The organism is Streptomyces sp. NPDC020807, assembly GCF_040641575.1.
GTDB lineage: Bacteria > Actinomycetota > Actinomycetes > Streptomycetales > Streptomycetaceae > Streptomyces.
On the sequence record NZ_JBFADU010000001.1, the window covers coordinates 190858 to 208686 of the forward strand.

18 protein-coding genes are annotated in these 17829 nt (G+C 71.1%); 11 read left to right on the plus strand and 7 right to left on the minus strand.

What is annotated here, in order from left to right:
• Positions 1–27 precede the first annotated feature (27 nt).
• The 3 genes from pheA to AB0G79_RS00965 all read left to right on the plus strand — a co-directional run bounded on the left by pheA (position 28) and on the right by AB0G79_RS00965 (position 3484).
• Complete coding sequence (pheA, locus tag AB0G79_RS00955; RefSeq protein WP_360798151.1) at positions 28–963, plus strand: prephenate dehydratase; 936 nt, start codon at positions 28–30, stop codon at positions 961–963.
• 425 nt (positions 964–1388) lie between these two features.
• Positions 1389–2678 carry a serine--tRNA ligase gene (gene serS, locus AB0G79_RS00960; RefSeq protein WP_360798153.1) on the plus strand — a complete coding sequence of 430 codons (1290 nt, stop codon included), beginning with the start codon at positions 1389–1391 and terminating at the stop codon, positions 2676–2678.
• Positions 2675–3484 (plus strand): HAD family hydrolase, encoded by an 810-nt coding sequence (locus tag AB0G79_RS00965; protein WP_360798155.1) that lies wholly within the window; start codon positions 2675–2677, stop codon positions 3482–3484. Before serS ends, AB0G79_RS00965 begins: the two co-directional genes overlap by 4 nt.
• A gap of 239 nt (positions 3485–3723) precedes the next feature.
• Here the strand turns inward: AB0G79_RS00965 and AB0G79_RS00970 are convergent, their stop codons facing one another.
• Together AB0G79_RS00970 and lpdA are read right to left on the minus strand one after the other, a co-directional pair.
• Complete coding sequence (locus AB0G79_RS00970) at positions 3724–4341, minus strand: rhomboid-like protein (protein WP_360799125.1); 618 nt, start codon at positions 4339–4341, stop codon at positions 3724–3726.
• 116 nt (positions 4342–4457) lie between these two features.
• Positions 4458–5861, minus strand: a complete 1404-nt coding sequence (gene lpdA / locus AB0G79_RS00975; RefSeq protein WP_360798157.1) for a dihydrolipoyl dehydrogenase — start codon at positions 5859–5861, stop codon at positions 4458–4460.
• Between the two features lie 132 nt (positions 5862–5993).
• Between lpdA and AB0G79_RS00980 the strand changes: the two genes are divergently transcribed.
• Entirely contained in the window at positions 5994–6686 is a 693-nt protein-coding gene (locus AB0G79_RS00980) for an FCD domain-containing protein (RefSeq protein ID WP_360798159.1), read from the plus strand.
• Between the two features lie 119 nt (positions 6687–6805).
• Positions 6806–8044, plus strand: coding sequence for an MFS transporter (locus AB0G79_RS00985; protein ID WP_360799127.1), 1239 nt, complete (start codon positions 6806–6808; stop codon positions 8042–8044).
• A gap of 37 nt (positions 8045–8081) precedes the next feature.
• On the opposite strand, the gene AB0G79_RS00990 is transcribed toward AB0G79_RS00985, so the two are convergent.
• The 4 genes from AB0G79_RS00990 to AB0G79_RS01005 are packed head-to-tail and all read right to left on the minus strand — an operon-like array spanning position 8082 to position 11606.
• Positions 8082–8801 carry an ABC transporter permease gene (locus AB0G79_RS00990; RefSeq protein ID WP_360798161.1) on the minus strand — a complete coding sequence of 240 codons (720 nt, stop codon included), beginning with the start codon at positions 8799–8801 and terminating at the stop codon, positions 8082–8084.
• 14 nt (positions 8802–8815) lie between these two features.
• Positions 8816–9727 carry an ABC transporter ATP-binding protein gene (locus AB0G79_RS00995; protein ID WP_360798163.1) on the minus strand — a complete coding sequence of 304 codons (912 nt, stop codon included), beginning with the start codon at positions 9725–9727 and terminating at the stop codon, positions 8816–8818.
• The gene (locus AB0G79_RS01000) at positions 9724–10638 is read right to left on the minus strand and encodes an ABC transporter permease (protein ID WP_360798164.1); all 915 of its coding nucleotides are present in this window, start codon (positions 10636–10638) and stop codon (positions 9724–9726) included. The genes AB0G79_RS00995 and AB0G79_RS01000 overlap by 4 nt, the downstream gene beginning before the upstream one ends.
• Positions 10635–11606, minus strand: coding sequence for an ABC transporter ATP-binding protein (locus AB0G79_RS01005; protein WP_360798166.1), 972 nt, complete (start codon positions 11604–11606; stop codon positions 10635–10637). The genes AB0G79_RS01000 and AB0G79_RS01005 overlap by 4 nt, the downstream gene beginning before the upstream one ends.
• Positions 11607–11853: 247 nt before the next feature.
• Between AB0G79_RS01005 and AB0G79_RS01010 the strand changes: the two genes are divergently transcribed.
• The 6 genes from AB0G79_RS01010 (at position 11854) to AB0G79_RS01035 (ending at position 17597) form a co-directional block, all read left to right on the plus strand.
• Positions 11854–12699 (plus strand): M24 family metallopeptidase, encoded by an 846-nt coding sequence (locus tag AB0G79_RS01010; protein ID WP_360798168.1) that lies wholly within the window; start codon positions 11854–11856, stop codon positions 12697–12699.
• Entirely contained in the window at positions 12699–14501 is a 1803-nt protein-coding gene (locus AB0G79_RS01015; protein ID WP_360798170.1) for an SDR family oxidoreductase, read from the plus strand. The genes AB0G79_RS01010 and AB0G79_RS01015 overlap by 1 nt, the downstream gene beginning before the upstream one ends.
• Before the next feature lie 113 nt (positions 14502–14614).
• Positions 14615–15544 (plus strand): MerR family transcriptional regulator, encoded by a 930-nt coding sequence (locus AB0G79_RS01020; protein ID WP_360798172.1) that lies wholly within the window; start codon positions 14615–14617, stop codon positions 15542–15544.
• A gap of 82 nt (positions 15545–15626) precedes the next feature.
• On the plus strand, positions 15627–16169 hold the full coding sequence (locus tag AB0G79_RS01025; protein ID WP_360798174.1) for an RNA 2'-phosphotransferase: 543 nt from the start codon (positions 15627–15629) through the stop codon (positions 16167–16169).
• Positions 16170–16209: 40 nt separating this feature from the next.
• Positions 16210–16662, plus strand: coding sequence for a hypothetical protein (locus tag AB0G79_RS01030; protein ID WP_360798176.1), 453 nt, complete (start codon positions 16210–16212; stop codon positions 16660–16662).
• A 29-nt stretch (positions 16663–16691) separates the two neighbouring features.
• Positions 16692–17597 carry an LLM class flavin-dependent oxidoreductase gene (locus tag AB0G79_RS01035; protein ID WP_360798178.1) on the plus strand — a complete coding sequence of 302 codons (906 nt, stop codon included), beginning with the start codon at positions 16692–16694 and terminating at the stop codon, positions 17595–17597.
• Here the strand turns inward: AB0G79_RS01035 and AB0G79_RS01040 are convergent.
• The gene (locus AB0G79_RS01040; RefSeq protein WP_360798180.1) at positions 17581–17820 is read right to left on the minus strand and encodes a hypothetical protein; all 240 of its coding nucleotides are present in this window, start codon (positions 17818–17820) and stop codon (positions 17581–17583) included. The two genes, AB0G79_RS01035 and AB0G79_RS01040, sit on opposite strands and share 17 nt — an antisense overlap.
• Positions 17821–17829: the final 9 nt, after the last annotated feature.

The following is a 17829-nucleotide window of genomic DNA, read 5'->3' on the forward strand; positions in this document are numbered from 1 at the left end:
GGGACCCGGGAGCATTAGGGTGACGGTATGTCCGCCACCCGGTTCACGTATCTCGGCCCCGAGGGCACTTTCACCGAGGCCGCGCTCCGTACGCTGCCCGAGGCCGCGACGCGGGAGCTGGTCCCGATGGTCTCGGTCCCGGCCGCGCTCGACGCCGTACGGAACGGGGAGGCCGCCGCCGCGCTCGTACCGATCGAGAACTCGGTCGAGGGCGGAGTGACCGCGACCCTGGACGAGCTGGCCTCCGGCGAGCCCCTGGTGATCTACCGCGAGGTGCTGCTGCCGATCGCCTTCGCGCTGCTCGTACGGCCCGGGACCAAGCTGTCGGAGGTCAAGACGGTCACGGGCCACCCGGTGGCCCAGCCGCAGGTCAGGAACTGGCTGCGCAAGCACCTGCCCGACGCCGTGTGGGAGTCGGCCGCGTCCAACGCGGACGGGGCCCGGCTGGTCCAGGAGGGCCGGTTCGACGCGGCCTTCGCGGGTGAGTTCGCGGCGGCGACGTACGGTCTCGAAGCGCTGGTGACCGAGATCCACGACGCGGAGAACGCCGAGACGCGGTTCGTGCTCGTGGGTCGGCCGGCCCGGCCGTCGGCCCCGACGGGCGCGGACAAGACCTCCGTGGTGCTGTGGCTGGGTGACGATCATCCGGGTGCCCTCCTCGAACTTCTTCAGGAATTCGCGGTGCGCGGGGTGAACCTGATGCTGATCCAGTCCCGGCCGACGGGGGCGGGGATCGGGAACTACTGCTTTGCCGTGGACGCCGAGGGGCATATCTCGGACCGCCGCGTGGGCGAGGCGCTGATGGGGCTCAAGCGGATCTGCCCCAAGGTCCGCTTCCTCGGTTCGTATCCGCGGGCGGGCGTCAGGCCCGAGGACGTGGCGGCGCTGCGGCGCGGTACGTCGGACGAGGAGTTCACGGCGGCCTCCGACTGGTTGGCGAGGGCCCAGGACGGTCGGGCCTGATCCCGATACTGGCCGATCGCCTCGACCGCCGTCGGCGGTCGTCCACAGGTGCGAATAACTAGTTCTACTAGTCCTACCTGCGTACTTTTCTTTTCCCACAGGGGTTATCCACAGGATTTCGCGCACCCCTGGGGACAAGTCGACATCGCGAACGTCCACCCCGGCCGACCTCGCCTTTCCCTGTCGCTATCCGACATGGTCGACAAATCACCCCACTTCCTCCGAGTGGTCCACCCAAACGAGGAGAGGGCAGACGTTTGGTCGTGGAATTGTCGGATTCGAGGTCCACTCGACCCCTGTCGCCCCTTTCCCCATGGCCTCCCGTAGTCCACAGAACTTCCGCACAGCCTGTGGATAACTGGGACAACACGCGGGCCCCCTCCGGTGGGGACGGGCGTGCAAGCGGGCACCGGTAGCCTGGTGGGGTGATTGACCTTCGTCTGCTCCGTGAGGACCCCGACCGTGTTCGCGCCTCCCAGCGCGCCCGTGGAGAGGACGTCGCACTCGTCGACGCCCTGCTCTCCGCCGATGAGCGGCGCAGGTCGTCCGGCGTCCGTTTCGACGAGCTCCGCTCCGAGCAGAAGGCGCTCGGCAAGCTGATCCCCCGGGCCACCCCCGAGGAGCGCGCCGAGCTCCTCCAGAAGGCCGAGCAGCTCAAGACGGACGTCAAGGCCGCAGAGGCCGAGCAGAACGAGGCCGACGAGACGGCCAAGCGGCTCCTCCTCCAGCTGGGGAACATCGTCCACAGCGACGTGCCCGTCGGCGGCGAGGAGGACTTCGTCGTCCTCGAGACGCACGGCACCATCCGCGACTTCGCGGCCGAGGGCTTCGAGCCCAAGGACCACCTGGAGCTCGGCGAGGCCCTCGGCGCCATCGACGTCGAGCGCGGCGCCAAGGTCTCCGGCTCGCGCTTCTACTACCTGACCGGCGTCGGCGCCCTCCTGGAGCTCGCCCTCGTCAACGCGGCGATCGCCCAGGCCACCGAGGCCGGCTTCATCCCGATGCTGACCCCGGCGCTGGTCCGTCCGCGCGCCATGGAGGGCACCGGATTCCTCGGCCAGGCCGCGGAGAACGTGTACCACCTGGAGAAGGACGACTACTACCTCGTCGGCACCTCCGAGGTCCCGCTCGCGGCGTACCACATGGACGAGATCATCGACGCCGACAAGCTGCCCCTGCGGTACGCCGGCTTCTCGCCCTGCTTCCGCCGCGAGGCCGGCACCTACGGCAAGGACACCCGCGGCATCTTCCGCGTCCACCAGTTCGACAAGGTCGAGATGTTCTCGTACGTCGCGCCCGAGGACGCGGAGAACGAGCACAAGCGGCTCCTGGAGTGGGAGAAGCAGTGGCTCACCTCCCTTGAGCTGCCGTTCCAGGTGATCGACGTCGCCACCGGTGACCTGGGCTCCTCCGCCTCGCGCAAGTTCGACTGCGAGGCGTGGATCCCGACCCAGGGCAAGTACCGCGAGCTGACCTCCGCCTCCAACTGCGACGGCTTCCAGGCCCGCCGCCTCTCCGTCCGCATGCGCGACGAGCAGAACGGCAAGAAGACGGTCCAGCCGCTGGCCACCCTGAACGGCACGCTGTGCGCCGTACCGCGCACGATCGTGGCGATCCTCGAGAACCACCAGCTGGCCGACGGTTCGGTCCGGGTGCCGGAGGTACTGCGGCCGTACCTGGGCGGCCGCGAGATCCTGGAGCCGATCGCCAAGTGACCTCCTTCCCCTACCGCCTGGTGGCGACCGACCTCGACGGCACGCTGCTGCGCTCCGACGACACCGTCTCCACCCGTACGCGGGACGCCCTCGCCGCCGTGACCGAGGCGGGCGCGGCACACATCGTCGTCACCGGCCGGGGAGCGCCCTGGACCCGCCACATCCTCGACGACCTCGGCTACGAGGGCATCGCGGTGTGCGGTCAGGGCGCGCAGGTCTACCACGCGGGTGAGCACAGGCTGCTGACCTCGGTGACGCTGGACCGGCAGCTCGCCGGGCTGGCGCTCTCCAAGATCGAGGCGGAGGTCGGGCCGCTGGCCGTGGCCGCCAGCCGCGACGGTCTGGACGGCGGCGTCCTGATGGGTCCGGGCTACCGGCTCCAGGCGGGGTCGGACCTGCCGTACGTCCCGTTCGAGGACCCGGCCGAGCTGTGGGCGGCGCCGCTGACCAAGGTCTACATCCAGCACCCGGAGCTGAGCGACGACGAGCTGACGCGGATCGCGCGCGCGACCGTCGGCAGCCTCGTGGAGATCGTCATGGCGGGGCCCGGGATCGTGGAGATCCTCCCGCTCGGTCTGAGCAAGGCGACGGGGCTGTCGCTGGCCGCGCGCCGGCTCGGCGTGAAGGCGGCGGAGACGATCGCCTTCGGCGACATGCCGAACGACGTCCCGATGTTCGCATGGGCGGCCCACGGCGTGGCGATGGGCAACGCGCACGCGGAACTGCGGGCGGTGGCCGACGAGGTGACCGCGTCGAACGAGGACGACGGCATCGCGGTCGTCCTGGAGCGCCTGCTCGGCTCCTGAGCGGAGCCCGTACGAAGAAGCCTGAGCGGAGCCCGTACGAAGAAGACGGACCCGAAGAAGACGGACCCGAAGTAGACGGACCCGAAGTAGACGGACCCGAAGAGGAAGGCCCGCTCCCTTACCCGGAGCGGGCCTTCGCGGTTCGCGGCCTCGCGCGTCCGTGAACGGCTGCGAACAGCCTCACCGGTACGCGCGCTCGAAGCGGCCGCGTCGGGAGATCCCCCGTCTCCCCCGCACAACTAGTGTGCGCCGTACCCGTGTTCGTCGGCGACTGGTTTTCCGCGGGTCAGCGGGTAGCAGCCGAGGCCGATGGCCAGGGAGATCGCGTGCCCGAGGTCGGTGTACGTGTGCCCGGCGAAGAGCGGTACGAGGAAGAAGGCGACCGCGCCGACGAGGTAGAACCAGCGCCAGGGGCGGGGGATCCGGTAGGTCAGGATGCCCGCGGAGGCGGCGAGTCCGTAACTGACGCCGATGTCGACGACGTGTGCCATGCTGCGCGGCACGTCGTGGTCCTGGATGGCGTCGAGCACCACCTGCTGGCTGATGAGCGTGGCCGCGATGTGTGCGGTGCCCACGGTGAAGAGCCATTTCGGTGTGCCGAGCCACCGCTCCACGGGGGCGTGGAAGAGCTCGAAGAGGACCGCGTACAGAAGCAGGTCGGTCGGGTTCTCGATCCAGAACGCGCTGCCGAGCAACGCCCGCGCCGGGTGGTGCGCGAGTTGGTAGAGGTTGCTGCTGTTGCGGTGGAGGAAGTACGTCTCCAGTGCGTCGGGCGAGAGCGCGATGACGAGGCTGGTGATCGCGATGACGAGCAGCCAGACATGCGTACCGGGTGACGAACGCACCCACGACCTGATCGGTCGTGACGGTTCGCCACCCGGGGACTCATGACGCGGAGCTTCCCCGCCCGGAGGGATGTTGTTCGGCACGCACCGTGCCTATCACCCCGGATCGGTCCTCATCGGGAGGAACCTCAGAAATTGATCATGTGTCCGGCGATGCCGTGGATCGCTTCCTTCACGGCCTCGCCCAGCGTCGGGTGCGCGTGGACGTTCCGCGCGACCTCGTGGACGGTGAGGTCCCACTGCTGGGCCAGGGTCAGCTCGGGCAGCAGCTCGGTGACGTCGGGGCCGATGAGGTGGGCACCGATGATCTCGCCGTGCGTGCCGTCCGCGATGATCTTGACGAAGCCTGTGGCGTCGCCGAGGCCGTGCGCCTTGCCGTTCGCCATGAAGGGGAACTTGGCGACCTTGACGTCGTACCCCTTCTCGCGGGCCTGCGCCTCGGTCCAGCCGAAGCTGGCGATCTGCGGCTGGCAGTAGGTCGCACGCGGGATCATCGGGTAGTCGAGCTCCATCGTCTCGGCGTCCGCGATGGTCTCGGCGGCGATGACGCCCATGGCCTCGGCGGTGTGCGCGAGCATGAGCTTCGCGGTGACGTCACCGATGGCGTAGATGTGCGGCACGGAGGTGCGGCAGCGGCCGTCGACGTCGATCGCGCCGCGCTCGGTCAGGGCGACACCGGCGGCCTCCAGGCCGTAGCCCGTGACGTTCGGGGCGAAGCCGATCGCCTGCAGGACCTTGTCGGCCTCCAGGACCTTCTGCGCGCCGTCCTTGCCGGTGACGGTGACGCGGACCTGCGGGCCGGACTCGTCGATGGACTCGACGCGGGTGGAGGTCAGGACGTCGATGCCGAGCTTGCGGTACTGCTTCGCCAGCTCCTTCGACACCTCCTCGTCCTCCAGCGGGGCGATGCGGTCGAGGAACTCGACGATCGTGACCTTGGTGCCGTAGTTGTTCAGCACGTACGCGAACTCGATGCCGATCGCGCCGGCGCCGGCGATGACGATCGACTTCGGGGCGTCCTCGGCGAGGATCTGCTGCTCGTACGAGACGACGCGGTCGCTGAGGGCCGTGCCGGGGAGCAGACGCGGGGTGGCACCGGTCGCGATGATGCAGTTGTCGAAGGTGATCGTCTCCGAGGTGCCGTCGGACTTGGCGACCTGGAGGGTGTTCGCGTCGAGGAAGGTGCCCCGGCCGTCGAACTCCGTGATCCCGTTCTTCTTCATCAGGAAGTGGACGCCCTTGACGCGGCCGTCCGCCACCGAGCGGCTGCGGTTGAACGCCTCGCGGTAGTCGAAGGAGACGGTGCCGTCGACCTTGATGCCGAAGGTCTTCGCCTCGTGGTTGAAGATGTGGGCGAGCTCGGCGTTGCGCAGCAGCGCCTTGGTGGGGATGCAGCCGACGTTCAGGCAGACACCGCCCCAGTACTTCTCCTCGACGACCGCGACCCGCTTGCCCAGCTGGGCGGCGCGGATGGCGGCGACGTAGCCGCCGGGGCCAGCTCCGAGTACGACGACGTCGAAGCGGTCTGACATGACTGACTCCCGAGGGTGGTGAGGGTGTTCGGTCCGCGTACGGCCCCACAGTAGCCCCGTGTCCCGCCCACGGGTCAGTTGTAGGATGACCGGGCAACCGGGCGAATCAAGAGGTCAGAGGGACGGAGTCGGATGGCGGCGTTGAAGGCGGCGGGACGGACCTCGCTGGTGGACTCGGTCGTGGAGCAGCTGCGCGCGCAGCTCACCGGCGGGGACTGGGCGGTCGGGGACCGCATCCCGACCGAGCACGAGCTCGCCAAGGAGCTCGGGGTGGGTCGCAACACCGTGCGCGAGGCGATCCGGGTGCTCGTCCACGCCGAGCTCCTGGAGTCGCGACAGGGCAACGGCACCTTCGTCCGGTCGACCGCCGACCCGGCGGCCGTCCTGCGCGGGGTGCGCCACGCGGGCGCGGCGGACGTCCTGGAGGTCAGGGTCGCCCTGGAGGCGGAGGCCGCCCGGCTCGCCGCCGTCCGCCGGGACTCCGAGGACCTGGAGCGGCTGCGGGCGGCCCTGGTGACGCTGCGGGAGGAGGGCGACCGGGACGCGGACGCGGACCTCGCCTTCCACCTCGCGATGGTGGGCGCGACGCACAACGCGGCCTTCGTCGAGGTCTACCGCTTCTTCTCGGCCCAGGTGCACGAGGTCCTCGTGGAGGCCCTGGGCGACCGGGAGATGCCGCCGGTCGACATCGACGCTCACGAGGCGCTGGTGGCGGCGGTCGCGGCGGGCGATCCGGAGGAGGCGGAGCGCCAGGCGCGGGAGCTGCTGAGGGTGCCCATGGACACGATCGCCGGACTGACGCCGGCCCCTGAGGGGGCGCGGTGAGCGGGGACATACGTACGGGTACGGGTTCGGGTCCGGGAGTACGTACGGACACGGGCGCGGCCTCGGGCAGCGGCGTACGTACGGATACGGGCGCGGCCTCGGGCGCGGGTGCCGTTCTGCTGGTCGACGCGGAGGCCGACGTCCGGCCCTCGGCGGAGGGCGCGGCGGCGCGGCGGGCCCTGCTCGCGCACCCTGTCGTCCTTCTGGTCGGGATCGTTCTGGCCTCGCTGAACATGCGGGCCGCCCTCGCCAGCGTGGCACCGCTGGTGGGCGAGATCTCCTCCTCCCTGGGGCTGTCGGCGACGGCGAGTTCGCTCGTCACCTCGGTCCCGGTGCTGTTCCTGGGGCTCGGCGCGCTGGTCGCGCCCTGGCTGGGGCGTCGCTTCGGCGCCGAGCGGGTGCTGTTCTGCGCGCTGGTCCTGCTGTGCGTCGGCATCCTGACGCGCGTGCTGCCGTCGGCGTACGCGCTGTACGCGGGCGGGGTCCTCGTCGGCACGGCGATCGCTCTTCTGAACGTCCTGATGCCGGGCCTGATCAAGCGTGACTTCCCGGACCGGGCCGCGTCGATGACCTCGGTCTACACGGGCGCGATGATCGCGGGCGCGACGGTCGCCGCGGCCTCCGCGGTGCCGCTGGAGGAGGCCCTCGGGGGTGGCTGGAGGGCGTCGCTCGGCTTCTGGTCGGTGCTCGCCGGGGTGGCGGCCGTCGCCTGGCTGCCGCAGGTCCTGATCGCCCGGGGACGTACGGGTCACGAGGTACGGGCCGTGCCGGCCGCGGGCGCCCGGCAGGTGAACGTCTGGCGCTCGCCGCTGGCCTGGCAGGTGACCGCTTTCATGGCCGGGCAGTCGCTCTGGTCGTACGTCCTGATCGCGTGGATGCCGACGATCTTCACCGACCACGGGATGAGCCGCTCCACGGCGGGTGTGATCTTCGCCTTCAACACCCTGACGCAGATCGTGGGCGCCTTCGCCGTGCCGGTCCTGGCGGGCCGGACGCGGACCCAGCGTCCGCTGATCGTCCTGGTCACGTCGCTGGTCGCGGCCGGTTACGCCGGTCTGCTCGTCGCGCCCGCCGAGGGCGCCTGGCTGTGGGCCGGGCTCCTCGGTGTCGGTCAGGGCGGTGCGCTCGGCCTCGCCCTGACCTTGATCGTGCTCCGCTCGGGCGACGCGGCGACCGCGTCCCGGCTGTCGGGGATGGCGCAGACGGTCGGCTATCTGGTCGCCGCCGTCGGGCCGCTGGCCGCCGGCGCCCTGCACCAGGCCACCGGCTCCTGGAGCCTGCCGATCTCCCTGGTCCTCGGCGTCTGCGCGGCCTCCCTCGCCGTGGGCCTCCTCGCGGCCCGGGACCGCACGGTCTGAACGAGTCCCGGGCCGTGCCGTCCCTGGCCCCGGCGTCCTACTCCTCGCCCGCCAGGGTCAGCGTCCGCAGCTTGTGCCCGGCGAACCAGGTCGCCGCGGCGGTCACCACCGCGAGCAGCACCACCGCGGTGGGAAGGCCGACCTCGGAGTCGATCAGGCCGTCGCCGGTGACCTTCTCCGCGAGGGCCAGCGCCCACTGCTGGACGCTCAGGGTCCGCGCGCCGGAGATCAGGGAGCCGAAGAGGGTCTCCCAGACGAGGGCGTAGACGAGGCCGATGACGACCGCGTGCCGGCTGACGGTGCCGAGCAGCAGGAACAGCGCGCTGTAGGCGATCGAGGCGACGAGCGCCGCCACCGTGTACGCCACGGCGACCTGCTGGCCGTTGCCGTTGAGGATGAATCCGGCGATGAGCGTCGGAAGGGCGGAGAAGACCATCGTGACGGCGATCGCGACGATCAGCTTGGTGAAGATGATCGTCGGCCGCTTCACCGGCTTGGAGAGCAGGTAGACGATCGAGCCGTCGTCGATCTCGGGGCCGATCGCGCCCGTCCCGGCGATGACGCCGATCAGCGGCACCATCGTGGCCAGCGCGAAGCCGCCCAGGACGTCGGCGGCGACCTGGTCGTCGGCCCCGTTGAAGCCGCGGACCGCTATCGCGATGAGGACCAGGAGCGCGGGCAGCACGAAGAGGATCATCGCCCGCCGGCGGCCGAGCAGAGCCCGGTAGGTGAGCCGGGCGACTGTGGGGTTGTACATCGGTCAGGCTCCTTTCAGGCCGCGACGAGGTACGAGAAGACCGATTCGAGGGACTCGTCCGAGGGCGAGACCGTCAGGAGGCGGATGCCCCGCTCCTTGGCGACCTTCGGCAGGAGCTGCGTGAACCTCCCGAAGTCGACCGCCTGGATGCGCAGTCCGCCCTCGACGTGGTCGACCTCGATGCCGGCCGTGGACGGGTCGGCGATCAGCGCGGCGGCCAGCGCCCGGTCGTCGCTGGAGCGCACGAGGTAGCGGTGCGGCCGGTCCGTCATGAGGCGGCGGATCTTGCGGAAGTCGCCGGAGGCCGCGTGGCGGCCGGCCACGATCACCTCGATGTGGGAGGCGAGCTGTTCGACCTCCTCCAGGATGTGCGAGGAGAAGAGGACGGTGCGGCCCTCCGCGCCCATGCGGCGCAGCAGGTCCATCAGCTGCATGCGCTGGCGCGGGTCCATGCCGTTGAACGGCTCGTCGAGGAGGAGGACGGACGGCTGGTGCACGAGGGCCGAGGCCATCTTCACGCGCTGCCGCATGCCCTTGCTGTACGTGGAGACCTTGCGGTCCTGCGCGTACTCCATCTCCACCGTGGCCAGGGCCTCCTGGGCCTCCTTCTCGCCGAGGCCCTGCAGCTCGGCGTTGGCCACGACGAACTCGCGTCCGGTGAGGAAGTCGTACATCGCCTCCCGCTCGGGGACGACACCGATCTGGCGGTAGACGGACTCGTTGCCCCAGATCTTCTGCCCGTCGAGGGTGACGCTGCCCGTGGAGGGGTCGAGGAAGCCGCCCATCATGTTGATGAGGGTGGACTTGCCGGCGCCGTTCGGGCCGAGGAGACCGGTGACGCCGGGGCCCACCGTCATCGTGATGTCGTTGACGGCGACGACGTTTCCGAACCAGCGGGAGACGTGGTCGATGTGAAGCGTGGTCACAGCCCGACCTTTCGGTAGCGGCGCATCAGGATGCCGTACGAGCCGGCGATGAGCGCGAGGACGACCAGCAGGTAGATCACGCCGACTCCGGCGCCCGGGGCCCCGACGCCGTCGGGGAAGGCGGAGGGCGCGCCGAGGAAGGCCGTCTGGACGCCGATGAAGAGGGTCATCGGGGAGAACAGGCCGAGCCACTGCATGGCCCCGGCGTTGTCCGTGGCGAGCGCGATCCCCATGAGGGTGGTGACCGCGCCGTACGAGACGGTGAGGACGGCGATGACGGCGGCGACGCCGAAGCCGCGGCGCGGGGTGAGGGCCGCCATGACGAGGCCTATGCCGCCGAAGAGCAGCGACAGCAGCACCACGGAGACGAGGCCCTGGGCGAACATCTTGGTCTGTTCGGCGAAGTCCATCTTGGCGAGCATCGAGCCGATCCAGAGGATCAGCAGCGGCGAGGCGGTGAGGATGAAGAGCGCCGAGGCCATCGCGCCGTACTTGGCGAGGACGTAGTCCGCGCGCTCGATCGGGCGGGAGAAGTACAGCGGCACCGTCCGGAAGCGGAGGTCCCGGGAGACGGACTGGGGGGCCTGGGAGGCCAGGTAGATGCTGATGACGAGCTGGAGGAAGACCGCGTACTCCGTGTACTCGATCGAGAGCTTGGACTGCTTGGTGACGACGGCGACGGCGACGATGACCAGCGCCGGGATGCACATCACGGCGAAGAGGATCATCGGCAGCACCTTCGACTTGGCGCTGCGGCCGAGGCCGTAGGCGCCGCGGAGGGACTGCGAGAAGAGCGAGCGGCGCGCGTAGGCCCGGCCGAGGCGGGGGCCGTCGTACGACCGGTAGCCGATGTTGTGGATCTGGGTGGTGTCGGGGGCGGCCTGGTTCGGCTGGGGCGTCTGGGTGCTCATCGGGCCGGCACCTCCTCGTGCCGCGGGGGCGTCTCGGGCCGGAAGACCTCGGCGATGTGGTGACGGCGCTGCTCCATGCGGACGAGTCCGAGGCCGAGGCCGGCCACGGTGTCGCGCACGAGGTCGTACGTCTCCTCGCCGGAGGACTCCAGGAGCAGGATGTGGCCGGCGCCGGGCAGACCGTCCTCGACCCCTGCGTGGAGGGTGACACCGGCGGCGGTGAGGGCCGCGCGGAGTGCCTCCGTGCCGTCCGGGTGGGCGTCGGAGTCGGTGACCTCGACGGCGAGCGTCGCGGTGCTCCGGGTGAAGTCGCTGGTGGAGCTGGATCGGAGCAGCCGGCCGCCGTCGATGACGACGACGTGGTCGCAGGTGCGCTCCAGTTCGCCGAGGAGGTGCGAGGTGACGAGGACGGAGATGCCGAAGTCGGTCCAGACGCGGCGGATCAGTCCGAGCATCTCGTCGCGGCCGACCGGGTCGAGGCCGTTGGTCGGCTCGTCGAGGAGGACCAGCTTCGGGTCATGGACGAGGGCCTGCGCGAGCTTCACCCGCTGCTTCATGCCCGTCGAGTAGCCGCCGATGGGGCGGTAGCGCTCCTCGTACAGGCCGACGTGACGGAGGGTGTCGGCGGTCCGCTCCCGGGCGGCGGTCGCGGGCAGGCCCGACATGCGCGCCATGTGGACGACGAACTCGGTGGCCGAGACGTCCGGGGGCAGGCAGTCGTGCTCCGGCATGTAGCCGACCCGCTCGCGGATCTCGGCGCCGGAGGTGCTGACGTCGAGGCCGAGCACCTCGGCGCGTCCCTCCGTGGCGGGGGCGAGGCCGAGCAGGATCTTGATCATGGTGGACTTGCCGGCTCCGTTGGCACCCACAAGGCCGGTCACACCGGGCCCGATGTCCAGGGAGAGCCGGTCAAGCGCGGTCACCCGGGGGAACCGCTTGCTGAGGCTTTCGGTCGCGATGACAGTCACAGGTACGACGGTAGTGGCGTGCGCCACAGCAGTCGTCAGACCAACGGCTCGAATCGTCTCCGACCAGAGGAGTACAAGCCGGTGGGGGAGGTCGAGACGAAAGTCGTCGCGGGCGGGCGACGAACCCCGACGTTTCCCCGAGTCCGTGTCCGACCCCTTGACTCAGCCGTCGAGCATTGTCACATTCATCGGTGTCAAGTTACGGACGCGTAGTGCGATCGAACGCTCACACGGGACGGCGGTTGGCATGGCCCCAGCAGTGACAGGCGAACTCACCGCGGAGCTGCGGGGGTTCAGGGAGGTGCAGCGGCTCGCGTACGAGTGCGCGGAAGCCGTCGCGGCCCAGCTCAAGCCGGGCGTGACCGAGCGCGAGGCCGCCCGCATGCAGCGGGAGTGGCTGTACGAGCGGGGCGTGCGGGACTGGTTCCACCGGCCGTTCGCCTGGTTCGGGGACCGCACCGCCTTCGTCGACTTCAAGATCCCCCTCCAGTTCTTCCCCACCAACCGGCGCCTGGAAGCGGGGATGCCGTTCATCCTCGACATGGCACCGGTCTACAAGGGGCACACGGCCGACATCGGCTACAGCGGCTGCCTGGGCCTCAACCCCCTGCACGACAAGCTGCTCGCGGACCTCCGCGAGCACCGCGAGCTGATCCTCCGCGAGGTGCGCGAGCGCCGTACGCTCCGCGAGATATACGAGGACGTGGACCGGCTCATGGTCCGCCAGGGGTACGCGAACCGGCACCGGGCCTACCCCTTCGGCGTCATCGCCCACAAGATCGACCGGGTGAAGGAGCGCCGCTGGTCCCCGACGCTCTTCGGCTTCGGCAGCCAGGCGCTCAAGGGCCTGGCGAGCGACGCGCTGCACGGCCACCGGGACGGCTGGTCGCCGCTCTGGTCGCCGTACACCTTCTCCGACCACCCGCCCGTGCCGGGGATGTGGGCGGTCGAACCGCACCTCGGATTCCGGGGGACCGGTGCGAAGTTCGAGGAGATCCTGGTCGTCACCGACTCCCGGGACCCCGAGCAGAGCGCCTTCTGGCTGGACGACGATCTGCCGCACGTGCGGCGCTGGAACGAGGGAGCGGTCTGATGGCGGCAATCGCCGGACTGGGGAGCGCGCGGGAGCGCCGGGTCCGTACGGGCGGGATCGACCTGTGTGTCGTCGAGCTCGGCGAGACGGACCGGCCGACGGTGATGCTCGTGCACGGCTACCCGGACTCCAAGGAGGTCTGGTCGGAGGTCGCGACCCGGCTGGCCGAGCATTTCCACGTGGTGCTGTACGACGTCCGGGGCCACGGCCGGTCGACGGCCCCGGCCCCGCTGCGCGGCGGCTTCACACTGGAGAAGCTGACGGACGACTTCCTCGCGGTCGCCGACGCCGTCAGCCCGGACCGTCCGGTCCACCTCGTGGGCCACGACTGGGGCTCGGTGCAGTCCTGGGAGTTCGCGACCGTCGCCCGCACCGAGGGCCGGATCGCGTCCTTCACCTCGATGTCGGGGCCGAGCCTCGACCACTTCGGGCACTGGATCAAGCAGCGCATGACCCGGCCCACCCCGCGCCGGGTCGGTCAGCTCCTCGGCCAGGGCGCCAAGTCCTGGTACGTGTACATGCTGCACACGCCCGTGCTGCCGGAGCTCGCCTGGCGGGGGCCGCTCGGCAAGCGCTGGCCGAAGCTCCTGGAGCGGGCCGAGAAGGTCCCGGCCGGCGACTACCCCACGCCGTCCCTGCCGAACGACGCGGCGCACGGTGCCTGGCTCTACCGGGACAACGTCCGCTCCCGGCTGGGCAGACCGCGCCCCGACGCTTACGCGCACGTGCCCGTCCAGCTGATCACGCCGACCGGTGACGCCTTCCTCTCCGAGCGGCTCTACGACGACCTGGCCACCTGGGTGCCGGACCTGACCCGGCGCAGCCTGCCGGCCAAGCACTGGGTGCCGCGCACCCGGCCCGACCAGCTGTCCGCCTGGATCGCCGAGTTCGTCCGGGCCAACGAGGACGCGTCGACCAGGGCGCCGAAGCCGGTGGCGACGACGTCCGCCAGAAGCCAGGCGAAGCCGGCGTACGCGGAGCGGTTCGGCGGACAGCTGGTCCTGGTGACCGGCGCGGCCAGCGGCATCGGCCGGGCCACCGCCTTCGCCTTCGCCGAGGCCGGCGCCCGGGTCGTGGCCGTGGACCGGGACGCCGAGGGCGCGGCCAGGACGGCGGAGATGGCCCGTCTCATCGGCGCCCCGGCGTCCTGGGGCGAGGCCGTCGACGTCGCCGACGAGCAGGCGATGGAGAAGCTGGCCGCGAAGGTGGCGAGCGAGTACGGCGTCGTCGACGTCCTGGTCAACAACGCGGGCATCGGGCTCAGCGGCTCCTTCTTCGAGACGACGAGCGAGGAGTGGAAGCGGGTCCTCGACGTCAACCTGTGGGGTGTGATCCACGGGTGCCGGATCTTCGGCGCGCAGATGACCGCGCGCGGCCAGGGCGGCCACATCGTGAACACCGCCTCGGCGGCGGCCTTCCAGCCCTCCCGCGCCCTGCCCGCGTACAGCACGTCGAAGGCCGCAGTGCTGATGCTCAGCGAGTGCCTGCGCGCCGAGCTCGCCGGCCAGGACATCGGGGTGTCCGCGATCTGCCCGGGCATCGTCAACACCAACATCACGGCGACCGCGCGGTTCGCCGGCGTCACGGACGAGGCGGAGGAGAAGAGGAGACAGCGCAAGGCCTCCCGGCTCTACGGCCTGCGGAACTACCCGCCGGAGAAGGTCGCGGACGCGATCCTCGACGCCGTCCTGCACGACCGTGCCGTCGTCCCGGTCACCCCCGAGGCGCGGGGCGTCCACGCCCTGTCCCGGCTCAGCCCGGGCGTCCTGCGGGCCTTCGCCCGCTGGCAGCCGCCCGCGTAGCCGGGGGTCCCCCGGCCGCACCGAGGGGAGCGGGAGGGGCCGGCGGTCGTACGATCCCTCCCAGGAGGGGCCCCGCGGCGACGGGGTGCGGTGAGCGGTCGGTGGGAGCGGGTTTGTCCGAGCAGTCAGCACAGCCGGAGTACCGGATCGAGGACCTCGCGCATCACAGCGGGGCCACCGTCCGGACGATCCGCGCCTACCAGGACCGCGGCCTGCTGCCCCGCCCCGAGCGGCGCGGCCGGTCGAACGTGTACGGGGACGCCCACCTCGCCCGGCTGCGGCAGATCGCGGACCTCCTCGACCGCGGCTACACCCTGGCCTCCATCAAGGAGCTCCTGGAGGCCTGGGACACCGGCCGGGGCCTCGGCGGGGTGCTCGGCCTGGTCGCCGAGGTCCACGGCCCGTGGACCGACGAGGAGGCGGACCGGATCTCGCGCGCGGACCTGGACGCCCGTTTCGGCGGCACGCCGGACGAGGACGCCATCCGGGACGCCATCGAGCTCGGCGTACTGGAGCGGCTGACGGACCGGGAGACGGAGGAGTACCTCGTACCGAGTCCGCAGGAGCTCGCCGTGGCGGTCGAGCTGTACGCGGCCGGGGTGCCGCTCGCGGCCATCACCGGGCACCTGCGGGAGCTGCGCGACCAGGTCGAGCACATCGCCTCGCGCTTCCTGGAGTTCACCACCGAGCACGTCTTCGCCCGCTACCTGGAGCACCGGCCGCCGACGGACGCCGACGCGGCCGAGGCGGCGACCATGGTGCGGCGGCTCCGGCCGCTCGCCCAGCAGACCGTCGACGCCGAACTCGCCCGTGCCATGCGCCTCTTGGCGACCCGGCACCTCCAGCTCCACCTGTCCCCCGAACCTCCGCCGTCCCGCGGTGACGAACCGCGGCCGATAGCGCTCCCGGCCGACACCGTCCGGGCCGTGCAGGAGCTGGTCGGCCCGGACGGCGTGGCGGCGTTCGTCGCGGCCGCCACCGAACGCGAGCTGGGGAAAAGGACCTTGGACGCCCTCGCCGCGCGCCACTCCCCCCAGAATTGAGTTCGTTGTCCACAGAACAGCCAACTAGCCTGTGGATAAATCGCTTTGGCTGTGGACCAAACGCCGACGAACGGGGGAACTCATGGACGAACGACGCACGGTGAAGGTGTCGAAATACCTCTCCAAGCACCTGCGCCACCAGCCCGAGCGGATCGGGCTGACCCTCGACGCACACGGCTGGACCGAGATCGACACGCTGCTCCGCTCCGCGGCCGACCACGGCTTCCGGATCACCCGCGAGGAACTCGACCACGTCGTCGCGACCAACGACAAGAAGCGCTTCGCGATCGAGGGCACCCGCATCCGCGCGAGCCAGGGGCACACCGTGCGGGTGGACCTCGACCTGCCGGCCGCCGAACCCCCCGCGTACCTCTTCCACGGCACGGTCGCGGCCGCGCTGCCCGCAATCCGCGCGGAGGGGCTGCGCCCCATGGCCCGCCACCACGTGCACCTCTCGCCGGACCGGGAGACCGCGACCCGCGTCGGCGCCCGGCGCGGCCGCCCGGTCGTCCTCAGCGTCGACGCGGGAGCCATGCACCGGGCCGGACACGTCTTCCACGTCAGCGCCAACGGGGTCTGGCTCGCCGACGCCGTCCCGCCGGAGTTCCTCCGACTGCCCTCCTGAGCCCGTCGCGCGGGCCGGGAACTCAGGCATGATCGTTTCTATGCCGCATCCGCACCTGCCCACGACCGAATCGGCCGTCACCGCGATCCGCGAGATCGCCCGCGAGTTCAACCTGGAGATGTCGGTCACCGACGACATCGGCGCGGACCGGACCTCCCGGCGCACCTCGTCCGACGCGTTCGCCGTCCTCGACCCCGACGGCTCCCTCCCGCACGAGGCGTACGTCGAACTCGGCGGTTCCCCCGTGCTCACCGTCCAGCTCTACCCCGACGACGACGCCAGGATCACCGTCGACGGGATCGAGTTCGCGGACCTCACGCGCGACGAGGTCCCCGCCTTCCTGCGCTCCGTCCTCGGCGGCCTCGCCCACGTGAAGGGCCGGTTCTTCCCGCCGGGCTGGTGGCTGGTCGTCCCGCTCCCCGGCGACAGGACGCACAAGGAGCTCGTCGCGGCCCTCACGCTCACCCCCTGGATGAGCTCCAGAATCCGCTGACCCCCGGATCCCGCCGTAGGCTCGGGACCATGAGCAACCTGCGCCTGAGCACCGTCATCCTGCCCATCGACCGCTGGCACGACGGCGGACGCGCGAAGTGGCAGCGCGCGGAGGAGCTGGGGTTCCACACCGCGTACAGCTACGACCACCTCTCCTGGCGGACCTTCCGCGAAGGGCCCTGGTTCGGTGCCCTCCCCACCCTGACCGCCGCCGCCACGGCGACCGAGCGCATGCGCCTCGGCACCCTCGTCACCTCGCCGAACTTCCGGCACCCGGTGACCCTCGCCAAGGAACTGATCTCCCTCGACGACGTCTCCGGCGGCCGGATCACCCTCGGCATCGGGGCCGGCGGCAACGGCTTCGACGCCACCGCCCTCGGCCAGGAGGCCTGGACGCCGAAGGAGCGCGCGGACCGCTTCGGCGAGTTCGTGCCGCTGCTCGACCGCCTGCTCACCGAGAACGCGGTCACCGAGCGCGGCACGTTCTACACGGCGGAGGACGTCCGGAACATCCCCGGCTGCGTCCAGCGCCCCCGCCTGCCCTTCGCCGTGGCCGCGACCGGCCCGCGCGGACTGCGCCTCGCCGCCCGCCACGGCCAGGCGTGGGTGACCACCGGCGACCCGAAGCTGTACGAGGAGGGCACCCCGGCACAGTCCGTGGAGGCCCTGCGCGGCCAGATCGAGAAGCTCGGCAAGGCCTGCGCGGAGACCGGCCGTGACGTGGCCGAACTCGACAAGATCCTGCTGACCGGCTTCACCCCGGACCGCTCCGGCCCGCTGGAGTCGGTCGACGCCTTCGTCGACTTCGCCGGCACCCACCGCGACCTCGGTTTCACCGAGCTCGTCATCCACTGGCCGATCGCCGACTCCGTCTTCGCCGCGGACCAGGCCGTCTTCGAGCGGATCGCGACCGAGGCCCTCACGCAGCTGGGCTGATCCCGCCGTCCGCGCCGCCTCCGGGAGGACCGGAGGCGGCCGCCAGGGCCACGGCCTCGGCCATGCCCAGCAGGACCTCCCCGATGAGGACCGGCTCACGGGCCGGGCACTCCGTCTCCGCCTGCTCGCAGCTCCCGCACAGCGCCATCCGCAGGCTCGCGATCCAGCGCCCGTACGGTGCTCCGCAGGCCTCGCACTCACCGGTCCGCCGGCCCGAGACCATGGTCCACCC

Bases quoted from the DNA above. Each gene is read 5' to 3' on its own strand.
- AB0G79_RS01010 (WP_360798168.1), top strand. From the start codon at position 11,854: ATGGCCCCAGCAGTGACAGGCGAACTCACCGCGGAGCTGCGGGGGTTC.
- AB0G79_RS01015 (WP_360798170.1), top strand. From the start codon at position 12,699: ATGGCGGCAATCGCCGGACTGGGGAGCGCGCGGGAGCGCCGGGTCCGT.
- AB0G79_RS00990 (WP_360798161.1), bottom strand. From the start codon at position 8,801: ATGTACAACCCCACAGTCGCCCGGCTCACCTACCGGGCTCTGCTCGGC.
- AB0G79_RS01040 (WP_360798180.1), bottom strand. From the start codon at position 17,820: ATGGTCTCGGGCCGGCGGACCGGTGAGTGCGAGGCCTGCGGAGCACCG.
- AB0G79_RS00980 (WP_360798159.1), top strand. From the start codon at position 5,994: ATGGCGGCGTTGAAGGCGGCGGGACGGACCTCGCTGGTGGACTCGGTC.
- lpdA (WP_360798157.1), bottom strand. From the start codon at position 5,861: ATGTCAGACCGCTTCGACGTCGTCGTACTCGGAGCTGGCCCCGGCGGC.
- pheA (WP_360798151.1), top strand. From the start codon at position 28: ATGTCCGCCACCCGGTTCACGTATCTCGGCCCCGAGGGCACTTTCACC.
- AB0G79_RS01025 (WP_360798174.1), top strand. From the start codon at position 15,627: ATGGACGAACGACGCACGGTGAAGGTGTCGAAATACCTCTCCAAGCAC.
- AB0G79_RS01035 (WP_360798178.1), top strand. From the start codon at position 16,692: ATGAGCAACCTGCGCCTGAGCACCGTCATCCTGCCCATCGACCGCTGG.
- AB0G79_RS01030 (WP_360798176.1), top strand. From the start codon at position 16,210: ATGCCGCATCCGCACCTGCCCACGACCGAATCGGCCGTCACCGCGATC.
- AB0G79_RS01000 (WP_360798164.1), bottom strand. From the start codon at position 10,638: ATGAGCACCCAGACGCCCCAGCCGAACCAGGCCGCCCCCGACACCACC.